The organism is Pseudoalteromonas sp. 3D05 (assembly GCF_002723455.1).
Taxonomy (GTDB): Bacteria; Pseudomonadota; Gammaproteobacteria; order Enterobacterales; family Alteromonadaceae; genus Pseudoalteromonas.
The window spans coordinates 114011-125402 of record NZ_PDUS01000013.1 but is presented as its reverse complement, the minus strand read 5'-3'; the positions used below and the strand labels follow the sequence as shown (position 1 = coordinate 125402).

Below are 11392 nucleotides of genomic sequence, written 5' to 3'. Positions count from 1 at the left end.
GCGCACCATGGCGCCAAATAAGAGAAACCCGTTACAGCAATGTGACGGGTTTTTTGTTGTCTGAAAGAAAGTTACCGAGTAGCACAGTGTCAACCTATACACCGTAGCGTGGGTTGAGTATCACGAAACCCACGGGTAAAAGAACGTCACGAACACCTCAGAGCGCGGTGAGTCATTATTGAAGAATATCAATCATACGCTGCATATGAAGTAGGTCATCCTACTGCGTAGCGCACCATGGCGCCAAATAAGCGAAACCCGTTACAGCAATGTGACGGGTTTTTTGTGTCTGGTATAAAAGTGATTTAAGTTTTTATTTTAACAGGCTAACAATTAGAAGATTCCATAGGCTTCAGTTTCTTCTGTATTTTGGTGTTGCAGGTGTTCAGGTCTAAATATTGCTCCGGGATCTATAAGTACACTGTGTTTTTGTTCAAGTTTTATTAAGCCTATCATCATATTTTTTGTTTGTGGTTCGATATCAAATCCAATCGATGTTAGCTTATCCAATGGTTTGATGTCTTCTTTACTGATATTGATATTGTCTTCTACTTTATCAACTAACAGGCCTAGGTGAGGAGTATGTCCATCTTTTGTAGTGAAAATGATGATAGGCTTGTAATCAAGATTAATCTGCTCTCTTGCGGATTCGAAAAGCCTCATGAGCACATTAAAAACGCTTCTTTTTTTTGTATTGAAATGAGCAATAGCTTTCTCTTTTCCTAACCGCCTTTGCATATCAAGCAACTCATTAGCCATAGCATGAAGCTCTCTATGGGGGGTATCGAACTTATCCAGAATGGTTTTGAGATCCTCGTTATCAGTTTTAAAATTAGTATACCATTTACCAAATTCACATTTATCAGGGTCGGTTGACTTATTAAAAGGGGTACCATGTGTCAGGCTTGCTTCAAGAGCATCTAACCACTCTAAATGATCTTTTTCACGCTCTACAAGGAGGTCAGAAAGTTGCTTGTTGGTGATATATGTTGATTGGTTATTGAGAACAATACCTAAGTCAAATATTGGTGTTGGTGTTTCCATATAGTCTTTTACACCAATAAAGCTCTTATTGTCATTTGGTAATGAAGTCAGGTTATTTTCAAAACGCTCCGTTAATAATATGTCTAATATCTTTAACGAAATAGTTTTTTGTCCAACACGAAAGTTAATTAAATCCATAGTTTCCTCATCACCTCCTAGTAGGGTTATATAAGAATAGAACAGTATTGAGAAATAGCAGCTATTTTAATGAGAATAATGAACGATATACCTTATGCTTGTCTGTTTGTTCTGAATAGGTAAAGAGTTCATGTATTTCTTTGTTTTTGCGAAATGTTTCGTCTAGTTGTGACATTAAGCACTTTGCTTCTAAAGGGGATTCACAACTGGTTGCTGCTAGGCTAAAAATGACTGCATTTAAATAACCCTCAAAGTGGAGTCGAGTCGGCCTATCGATATTTTTATCTCGCATATCAGATAAGAACTCTTTACACCAACTGTTATCGCATTGTGCAGGGTTAGGCACAACCTCAGTCACCATTAAGTCAGTAGGGTACTTCAAGCTAGAAAATAAGTCAGGGCTAGAGGCAAAGGAAATACTGGTATAATCTGGTTTAAAGTCTTCTTCAAACGCTGTGTTTATAAATTTTGACAGAGGGCTGTATGTACCAACCAAGCAAATAGCAGTAACCCCACTGCTTTTTAATGTTTTTAGTGCTCGATCAACATCATGAGTATTACGGAGGTAACGTGCTACTTTAATAGGTTTTAAGTTATATTTTGAGAGTGATTTTAACAGCCCTGTCTCTACAACATAACCAAACTCATCTGCCTGAATTAAAAAACCTATCTTAGTATGCTTTTTCTCTTCGACTAAATATTCTATCTGTACTTTTGCCTCATCGTAATAGCTTGCTCTAATATTAAACACGTTTATAGTCGGGTTTAAGTGCAAAAAGTCAGCTCCACTAAAGGGCATAAGATAAGGTATCCGCAGTTTTTCTAATATTGGTGAAACGGCATGGCTTGTAGGAGTGCCCATTGCCCCAAATAGGGCTAAAACATTTTCGTCTTGAATAAAGCGATGGGTATTATTAACAGCCCTTTTAGGTTCATATCCATCATCGGCAACGATAAGGTTTATTTTTGAACCGTTGACTCCCCCTCTTTTATTAAGCTTATCAAAATAGGTTTGGCTCCCTAAATGAAGTTGCTCGCCAATTTGCTTTGCTGGGCCACTTAAGGCGATGGACATTCCTAATTTTATTTCAGGGGGCTTTGAAGCAGAGCAAAAGCAGCTGACGAAAGCAAACAGCCACGGCAAGAACTTAAAATATATTTGAATGTGAGAGAGTTTCATACCAATTAATTACAGCCCGTTTAAATTGTTTACTAAGTGATTTTTTTCCGCTACTAAGTAATGTATGGTGTGGCTTTTCTGGCGACCAATTTTGTAATATTAGTCTAATTAAAAGGTATTTGGTATGTTCATCACAATTTTTTAGGCTGCTTGGGCAGTGCCAAAATATTCGCCACAATAAAGGTTTGATATTGTGAATTTGATAATCACTCGCTATATATGCTTTTAATCGCTCATTTTCGCTTTTTGAATAGGGGGTGTTTTTCATATTACTGATGATCACTTCGACTAATTGGTGATCAAGCTGCTGGTAATGACCGAGCAATTGAAATGCGAAGTCGGCGCTAAACTGTGTGGCTAACGCCTTAATTAAATTATTGCCTGCATCGGACGGTTTAACAACTAGCGCGGAATATTCTGCAGTTGCTTTATCTTTTTTAAAGCCTAACTTTATTAGACTGAAGTCATTATTTTGCCAAAACCTCAACAACGTATCATTAGCGCCAAAGCTTGCTCCAAAATAGTGGCAGTGTGAAGACAATTGATTTTCTGTAAATTGAAGTAATTGAGAGCCAATATCATTGTTCTGTTTATCTGGTGCAACAGCAATACGCACAACACGCGCCATTTTCTCTGTTAAAACCGCTGAATTAAACGTAAGTTGAGCTAATGTTTGCGCCATTAAATGGCCTTGTGGCCGACGTTTACCAGCTGCGACTTGTTGAGATATCTCAGGTGTTAACCCACCTTCTATCGCTACCAAACACACTGCAATAATTTTGGAATCATCAAAACACGCAAAAAGACGTTGCGAACTGGCATCGAGTAGGTGGCGTAAATCATTTACGCTGTTTTGATAATGTGCCAATGACAGTAAGCCAACAACTTCAATTAGTAATGACTCATCATGTAAGAAGTTTTTAGACTCTATTTCTTGAAATACAATAGACCCAAAGCTGCTGGGCTGGTCATCATAGTGAGCATTAAGTGCAAGCAGTGTACATACTTGTTGCTCTAGAGGGTCGTTAGTTGCAAAACGAATTGGCTGCTTGAGCTCAATGCTGCGCATGTTTTTATAATGGGTTTGTAGATAGCGCTTAAATTTTAATGTGTAGCCTCGACCATTGCCTTCATAGCCCACCATAGTACTTGCAAATACAATACGTGGGTAATGGGTGAGCATTTTTATGAGTAGTGGCACGGGGATAGAGGCAGCTTCATCTACAAATAATACATCACATTCTGGAAGCTCGTTCAGTAACTGATCGGGCGGACTATAATGTAAGTTTGCCAGTTGTTTATCTGAGGCGTTGTAGCTTAAATTATGTGCTTGTGCGAGGTGTTTAAAACAACTGTGTAATGCAGTAAATTGTTGAGCACAAATCACTATTTTTTTATCTGACAATTGCGCAGCAGCGAAACCCAGTGCTGATGACTTTCCTCGGCCTCTATCTGCACTTATTAATAAAGGGCGATTTGCTCGGCCGTTAGCTGTTTTTACAATTTGCTCAATGCACGCTTGTTGCTCAGTTAAATCAATAACTCCCACTTCGACAGTGTTATTATGAGTAGCTGTAAAGCCATTTAATTGGCTAAAATGCAGTGCTTTATTTTGTGGTAATAATTTTGCTAAGCGTTGGTTAAAAAAGCTTATGGGTCGATTTTGCGCATAGGACTGAAAATAGGTTAAAGCAGGATCACACCAATTTTCTAAGTTACTCACTTCAGGCAAAAGTAGTACCAATAAACCACCTGCTTTAACAGTGCCGCTTAGTGCAGCGAGTTTGTCGGGTAAAATGCCACTAAAGCCATCATAAATCGCATGATCAAACTCTTGACCTAAAATTTGATGAGTGTGCTCTGGCCAAAAACTAGAAGTTAGCTCTGTGCTTTTTGATAATACATTGACCTTGGCGCCATTTAGCTCGTTGAGCAAGTGCTGAGCAGCTAAGTAGCACCAGCTTTGTTCACCTGTGATCAGTAATAATTGCCTATGCTTAGCATAGGCAAGTTGTGATAATGCTTTGTTTAGCTCAGTATTAAATTGCTTGAAGTCGTGCATATTGGGTTACTAGCCATTTACTGCCAACATCATCAAAGTTCACTTGTACTCGTGATTGCGCACCAGCACCTTCATAATTTAACACCGTACCAATACCAAACTTTGCGTGCACAACGCGTTGGCCTAAATTAAAGCCGCTATCTTCAAATGCTGCATGGCTAACCGATGAGCTAAAGCGTCCTGCAGCAGGTGGGCGAGAGACTTGAGTTTTTATGCGGATTTCTTCAACACAGTCTTCAGGCATTTCACGTAAAAAGCGTGACGGACTGTGGTATTTTTCTTGGCCGTATAAACGGCGGCTTTCGGCGTGGCTAATATAGAGTTTTTCCATTGCTCGTGTCATGCCAACATAACACAGGCGGCGCTCTTCTTCTAAACGGCCAGATTCTTCATTACTTTGTTGTGACGGGAACATGCCTTCTTCAACACCCACCATAAATACTAGCGGGAACTCTAAGCCTTTTGCTGAGTGAAGGGTCATCATTTGCACAGCATCTTCATGTTCTTCAGCTTGGCCATCACCCGATTCAAGTGAGGTATAGGCTAAAAAGCCTTGCAGAGGTGAACTAAACTCTTCGTCTTCGGGTAATTCGTACTGCCCACACGCGCTAATAAGCTCTTCTAAATTTTCTACTCGAGCACGGCCTTTCTCGCCCTTTTCGGCTTGATACATGGCCATTAAGCCTGATGTTTGAATTGCGTACTTGGCTTGCTCTTCGAGTGTCAAGTCGCCAATTTTCTCTTCTATATGCTCAACGAGCTCTACAAACTTACTAACAACGCTAGCTGCACGACCAGATAAGTGCTGTTGTTCAACAACTGCTTTAGCGGCATACCAAAGAGGTAATGACTCAGCACGAGCACAATCACGTATATGGCTAAGAGTTTTATCACCAATACCGCGAGCAGGCGTATTGATGACGCGTTCAAATGCAGCATCATCTTGACGGTTACCAACAAGGCGTAAATAAGCTAAGGCATCTTTTATCTCTTGACGCTCGAAGAATCGCATACCGCCATAAATACGGTACTTTAAGCCTTCTTGTAACATGGCTTCTTCAAGTACCCGCGATTGCGCGTTACTACGATATAAAATAGCCGCATCTTGCAATGCATTACCCGCATTGAGCCAGCTACGCAACTTACTGCTAACAAAGCGTGCTTCGTCTAATTCGTTAAACGCGGCATAGATAGAGATTGGCTCACCTTCATTGCCATCAGTCCACAGGCTTTTACCCATACGGTCTGAGTTATTTTGAATAAGCGCATTGGATGCTTTAAGAATGGTGGCGGTAGAGCGGTAGTTTTGTTCAAGACGAATTGTCTCGGCTTCAAAGTCAGTTAAAAAGCGTTTAATGTTTTCAATTTTTGCACCGCGCCAGCCATAAATGCTTTGATCATCGTCTCCAACAATCATAATGCTGTTGGTATCGCCTGCAAGTAGTTTAAGCCACGCATATTGAATGGTGTTGGTATCTTGGAATTCGTCCACCAACATGTGGGCAAAGCGCTGTTGATAATGGCGCAGTAAGGTTGGATTATTTTTTAATACTTCAAAGCTGCGTAGCAGAATTTCGGCAAAATCAACCAAACCGGCACGATCGCAAGCTTCTTGGTAAGCGGTATACACCTTAAGCATCATTTGCTCATTGATATCATACGCTTGAATGTCTTTTGGGCGAAGGCCTTCATCTTTTTTCGCGCTGATGTACCAACCAAATTGCTTAGCAGGCCACTTCTTATCATCAATGTTCATCGCTTTTAACAAGCGCTTAATCATTCTGAGTTGGTCATCGGAGTCTAAAATTTGAAATGCTTCAGGTAAATTAGCTTCGCGGTGATGTGCGCGTAAAATGCGATGTGATAAACCATGGAATGTACCAATCCACATGCCGCCGACAGGGGCGCCGAGTGTTTCTTCAACCCGAGAGCGCATTTCTTTTGCTGCTTTATTAGTAAATGTTACCGCGAAAACGCTGTAAGCAGATGCTTGCTCTACCTGCATTAACCAAGCTATGCGATGAACCAGTACTCGAGTTTTACCAGAGCCTGCGCCTGCTAGCACCAGCATATTTTGCAGTGGAGCAGCTACGGCATCCCGTTGTTTGTCATTTAAGCCATCGAGTAATTCTGAAACGTCCATCATCACGCCTTTTCAATCAATATTGTAGGCAGTATAACAGGTGTTTTTGTTAGGCTAAATAAAATACTGTTTTTATAAACAGTTAATTTTAAAATGTTCTTTATTCTATTTAACCGTGTTTTTAGCTAAGCTATTGTTGTATGAAATATTTGCTGTAGCCAATTTGACTGATATTTAGTAAAAATCACGATTTAAGATAAGTTTCTATTTATTGGTTTTTATATAAGTTTATGATTATTAATAAATTAAAGAGTTGGCACGAAGTGTGTAAGTATCTAATAAGAAAATTAAATTAATAACTGAGGTTAATATGGCAGAGCAAGGTTCAGGCGGTAATGTAATCGCAGCAATTTGTAATATATTTTTTCCAGGACTTGGACAGTTAGTGCAAGGTCGTATTATGGCGGCAATTTTCTTTTTCTTAGCCTGGGTTATTAGTGGTGTACTAATTTACGTCGCAATAGGTTTTGTGCTTCTACCTATCGTATATATTTGGGCCATCATTGATGCCGCACGCTTTAGATCCTACCGGTAGAAAGCTTAATTGAAATGCAAAAGATAGCGCTTTATAGCGCTATTTTTGTATCTGGCTTTCGTGATCCACAACTGACTAGGTTATAATCCTATGTATTAGTTGTATTGAGATAAAGTTATGGAATATCAATTTATTCGTGACCCGATTAGTGGTTTACGTATTAAAATTAGCAGCGAACATGCTGTGATTGGGCGCTGGTTAAATGAAGAGATTGGCAAAGATAAAATTGCCATGGTACAGGCTTTAATTACATCAGTTGCCAGTAGCTTTGAGCCATTAAGGCTGCAAGGTCAAGAAATTGATTTAATCTTAAATAAAGATGAAGCCATTTTTGAGGCACATGCATTACACCAAGATTCAGAAGATCTTGTTGCCTATCAAGACGATGAACTTATGCTAGAAGAAAATGGATTAAGTAGTGGCTGTGGTTTTGAGGATTTTGTTGATTTAATCAATTCATGGCATGAGTTTACAGCAGGAAGATAAGCACAGAGCCGCAGCTCTGTGCTATAAATTTTATTTACGTTATTACTGTTCAGAGACTGATTTAACAGCAGCGAGCAGTAAGTTTTCAGTCAGGCGGACTTTATAATTTGGGTTAGCATATTGAAAATTCACTAACCCTTTTTTATCCACCACAAATACCGCAGGAACAGGTAGCGCAACTTTTGCTTTACCATCGAGTGATACAAAGTTTACTCCAAGCTTATTACGATAAATCGTGGCGGTTTTATCATCTAAGTAGAATGCAAGTCCGAGTGCTTGACTTAAAGTCAGGCTATCGTCTGAGAGTAATTGATAATTAGGCGAATCAATTTTAGTTTCAGCTAGTTTTTCAGGGCTATCAGGTGATATGGCAATAATTTGCGCCCCCAAATCAGCAATTTGTTTTTCTATTTTTTGAATACTTGCTAATTGCTTTGAGCAATACGGGCACCAGCCGCCGCGATAAACTATCAGTACAGTTGTTTTTTCTGCAAAACGTTTACTTAAATCAACATTATTTCCGTCTTTATCTTTTAGCGTTGTAGCAGGGATTGTTAGCCCAGGCATAAGTGGACTCACTTGCTCAGCTTCATCAGCAATATTAGTCGCTGTTGCTGCAGATACACCTGCACTTAAGAGTATAGTAAAAGTAAGTAAAATTGATTTTAGCATGTAGCTCTCTTTTTATTTGATTTAGATAATGAAACTAGACAGGCTAACAACAGAAATAATTTCAATAGATCTGAGTTATCTGTATTATTAACCGCAATTAGGAAACAGTAACTGGAAGAGACATGTCTGCCAATTTAAATAAACTAGTAGTAATGCTAGAAATGCAAAACGCCATGAATACCAAAGTTCATGAGCAGTGGTTTAGCCAAGGTTTTGAGTGGAACCGTGCAATTTGGGTTGAGTGTGCTGAAATGCTCGATCATTACGGCTGGAAATGGTGGAAAAAACAAACACCAGATACTGAGCAAGTTATCTTAGAGCTAGTAGATATTTTTCATTTTGGATTATCACTGCGCATTGATGGTGAGACAAGTTACCTAGATTTAGCAAAACAGCTTGAAGAAGAATTGAGCTCACCAAAAACAGCAGATGACTTTAAGCAAACACTTGAAATACTAGCGGCGTCAGCTGTTGCTGATAAAACATTTAATGCTGCTGCTTTTGCAGGTTGTATGGCTCAAATCGGTATGAATATTGACGATTTATACCGTGGCTACGTGGGTAAAAATACGCTTAACTTCTTTCGCCAAGATCATGGTTATAAAGATGGCAGTTACATTAAAGTGTGGAACGGTAAAGAAGACAATGAGCATTTAGTTGATGTTGTTAAAAGCCTTGATACCGAACATGCAGGTTTTGCAAAACTTGTATATCAAGGCCTTGAAGCGCGTTACCCTAAAAACTAAGGGTGTACGTTGCTAAAATCGGTGATGCTTAAATAGTCATCTATTTCATTGTGCGGTTGCTTACTATCAGGGTTTGCAACTGCCAATAAATGACCTATGCCAAACTCCCTCGCTGCATTTAATACACTTAAGCTATCATCGACAAATAACGTGCGCTGTTTATCAAATCCTAAATCAGCTTGCACTTGCTGCCATAAGCTTTGGCTTTCTTTACTGACACCGTATTGATGTGTAGAGACCACCCCATCTAAATAGTTATCTATATCCGTTTGTTCAAATTTAAGCATCACACTTTCAGGGTGGGCATTGGTTAGTAAGATAAGCTCTTTACCTGCTTTGCGCATGGCGCTTAAAAACGCGGGCACATCTTCGCGTACTTTGATCAAATGCTGGGTTTGGCGTTTAAGCTCCATAATTGGCAGGTTTAGTTGCTGCTCCCAATAGTCGAGGCAATACCACTGAATTTGACCATGCACGGCTTGGTAGCGTTTGTGAATATCAGCTTTGGCATCCGTTAAACTTATATTTTGCATAATCGCGTGTTGTTCAGGGATAACATTTAGCCAAAAGTGATTATCAAAATGCAGATCGAGTAAGGTACCATCCATATCTAATAGTACGGTGTCGATTTTCGACCAATTTAGCATAGGCATTTCTCTATAAAAGATTTATGATTGTGTTAAGCATCCATGATAACAAATTAATGCCAATGACACAGAAAAAGCACCCAACACCACCGCACATTATTAGCAATCAAGTTGTTGCAAAAAGTCGTTTATTCACGGTTGAATCACTAGATTTAAAGTTCTCAAATAATGAACAACGTCAATACGAACGGATCCGTGGCGGCGGCAGAGGGGCTGTGATGATAGTGCCATTAACAGCTGATAACGAATTACTGCTAGTTCGTGAGTACTGTGCGGGCACAAACGATTATCAACTTGGTTTCCCCAAAGGTTTAATCGATCCCGGCGAAACGCCAGAGCAGGCTGCCAACCGTGAGCTTAAAGAAGAAGTTGGCTTTGGTGCTGAGCAATTAGAGCCACTTAAAAAAGTATCTATGGCCCCTAGCTACTTCAATGCCACGATGCACATTCTGTTTGCACAAGGGCTTTACCCGCAAACGCTTGAAGGGGATGAACCAGAGCCATTAGTCGTAGTTAAGTGGCCATTAACGCAATGGCAGTCATTATTACAACAAGATGACTTTACAGAAGCACGAAGCGTTGCAGCTTTGCTATTATTAATGAAGCGCATTGATTCGGAGAGCGGTGAATGAATAAATTACTAGAGCCATGTATTGAGCTTGCACAAAGTGCGGGTGCGGCTATTATGGCGATTTATAAGAAAGATGATATTGGTCAGCAGGAAAAGTCAGATCACACCCCTGTCACAAAAGCTGACTTAGCCGCCAATGATGTTTTAGTCGCAGGGTTAAAAGCCCTTGCGCCTGATATTCCTATTATGTCTGAGGAAACACCTATTCCGCCTCTTGCCGATAGGCAAGATTGGCAGCGTTATTGGCTACTAGACCCAATGGATGGTACTGGCGAGTTTATTCTTGAAAGTGGTGATTTTGCCGTAAACATTGCGCTGATCGAAAATAACCGACCTGTATTAGGTGTCATCTTCTGGCCGGCAAAAGGGATTACCTATTTTGCTAGTCACCAAAACGGCGCATTTAAACGCACTGATGGTGTTGATGAGAAAATCAGTGTAGCTACACCTGATAATTTAACGTTAGCTGTTAGCCGTCGCCAAAAAATAGAAGCCGTAAGTCAGTATTTAAATACCCAATTTACAACGGTAGCGGTGGGCTCATGCTCACTAAAAGCCTGTATTGTAGCTGAAGGTAAAGCCGATTGCTTTTTACGTATTGGCCCGACTGGTGAGTGGGATACCGGCGCTTCACAAGTGATTGTTGAAGAGGCGGGTGGTTGTATTACTGATGCTGAATTTAACCCACTTACGTATAATCAGCGAGAGAGCACTGAAAACCCAGACTTCATTGTAATGGGGCACCCAGATTGGGAGTTCCAGAAAATGATAAGTCCGCACCAAAGAGCGCTTTAACCAGCGCTTTGTTTGCTTTTTGTTCGGTTAAACAGCTTTAAGTGGTTTAGGCCTTGCATTCTAATTTTATTACTATATGATAGCGCTCTCTTCGAAACAGGCTCGCAAATAACACGAAACTGTTAAGAAGAAATTACAGGCGCGGGATGGAGCAGCCTGGTAGCTCGTCGGGCTCATAACCCGAAGGTCGTCGGTTCAAATCCGGCTCCCGCAACCAATTCTCTTCTTAGACTTGGTGCTGTAAAACTCTAACTTAAGAGATTAAATTAAGTAGTCGATAGACTTAAAATATACAGGCGCGGGATGGAGCAGC

The 11392-nt window shown here is 40.2% G+C and carries 11 protein-coding genes and 1 tRNA gene; 6 read left to right on the top strand and 6 right to left on the bottom strand.

Annotation, left to right across the window (positions count from 1 at the left end; all coding sequences use genetic code 11):
• Window positions 1–333: 333 nt before the first annotated feature.
• The 4 genes from CSC79_RS13895 to uvrD all read right to left on the bottom strand — a co-directional run bounded on the left by CSC79_RS13895 (window position 334) and on the right by uvrD (window position 6567).
• Entirely contained in the window at window positions 334–1182 is an 849-nt protein-coding gene (locus CSC79_RS13895; protein ID WP_099296361.1) for a CZB domain-containing protein, read from the bottom strand.
• A 61-nt stretch (window positions 1183–1243) separates the two neighbouring features.
• Entirely contained in the window at window positions 1244–2362 is a 1119-nt protein-coding gene (locus CSC79_RS13890) for an ABC transporter substrate-binding protein (protein ID WP_099296360.1), read from the bottom strand.
• Complete coding sequence (locus tag CSC79_RS13885) at window positions 2331–4424, bottom strand: GNAT family N-acetyltransferase (protein WP_099296359.1); 2094 nt, start codon at window positions 4422–4424, stop codon at window positions 2331–2333. The genes CSC79_RS13890 and CSC79_RS13885 overlap by 32 nt, the downstream gene beginning before the upstream one ends.
• On the bottom strand, window positions 4402–6567 hold the full coding sequence (gene uvrD / locus CSC79_RS13880) for a DNA helicase II (protein WP_099296358.1): 2166 nt from the start codon (window positions 6565–6567) through the stop codon (window positions 4402–4404). Before uvrD ends, CSC79_RS13885 begins: the two co-directional genes overlap by 23 nt.
• Before the next feature lie 310 nt (window positions 6568–6877).
• Between uvrD and CSC79_RS13875 the strand changes: the two genes are divergently transcribed.
• Together CSC79_RS13875 and CSC79_RS13870 are read left to right on the top strand one after the other, a co-directional pair.
• Window positions 6878–7102: a hypothetical protein gene (locus tag CSC79_RS13875; protein ID WP_058560768.1), complete on the top strand. Its 225-nt coding sequence runs from the start codon at window positions 6878–6880 to the stop codon at window positions 7100–7102.
• Between the two features lie 117 nt (window positions 7103–7219).
• A complete protein-coding gene (locus CSC79_RS13870) occupies window positions 7220–7588 on the top strand; it encodes a YacL family protein (protein ID WP_099296357.1) in 369 nt (122 codons plus the stop codon).
• 42 nt (window positions 7589–7630) lie between these two features.
• Here CSC79_RS13870 and CSC79_RS13865 read toward each other — a convergent pair whose 3' ends face one another.
• Window positions 7631–8260, bottom strand: a complete 630-nt coding sequence (locus tag CSC79_RS13865; RefSeq protein WP_099296356.1) for a peroxiredoxin-like family protein — start codon at window positions 8258–8260, stop codon at window positions 7631–7633.
• 122 nt (window positions 8261–8382) lie between these two features.
• Between CSC79_RS13865 and CSC79_RS13860 the strand changes: the two genes are divergently transcribed.
• Window positions 8383–9006 (top strand): dUTP diphosphatase, encoded by a 624-nt coding sequence (locus CSC79_RS13860; RefSeq protein ID WP_099296355.1) that lies wholly within the window; start codon window positions 8383–8385, stop codon window positions 9004–9006.
• On the opposite strand, the gene yrfG is transcribed toward CSC79_RS13860, so the two are convergent.
• The gene (gene yrfG, locus CSC79_RS13855; protein ID WP_099296366.1) at window positions 9003–9653 is read right to left on the bottom strand and encodes a GMP/IMP nucleotidase; all 651 of its coding nucleotides are present in this window, start codon (window positions 9651–9653) and stop codon (window positions 9003–9005) included. The two genes, CSC79_RS13860 and yrfG, sit on opposite strands and share 4 nt — an antisense overlap.
• Before the next feature lie 62 nt (window positions 9654–9715).
• Here yrfG and nudE point away from each other — a divergent pair, with 62 nt between their 5' ends.
• The 3 genes from nudE to CSC79_RS13840 all read left to right on the top strand — a co-directional run bounded on the left by nudE (window position 9716) and on the right by CSC79_RS13840 (window position 11296).
• The gene (nudE, locus tag CSC79_RS13850) at window positions 9716–10285 is read left to right on the top strand and encodes an ADP compounds hydrolase NudE (protein ID WP_180270442.1); all 570 of its coding nucleotides are present in this window, start codon (window positions 9716–9718) and stop codon (window positions 10283–10285) included.
• Window positions 10282–11079: a 3'(2'),5'-bisphosphate nucleotidase CysQ gene (gene cysQ, locus CSC79_RS13845; protein ID WP_099296354.1), complete on the top strand. Its 798-nt coding sequence runs from the start codon at window positions 10282–10284 to the stop codon at window positions 11077–11079. Before nudE ends, cysQ begins: the two co-directional genes overlap by 4 nt.
• 140 nt (window positions 11080–11219) lie before the next feature.
• Window positions 11220–11296 (top strand) — tRNA-Met (locus CSC79_RS13840).
• The last annotated feature ends 96 nt before the right edge of the window (window positions 11297–11392 follow it).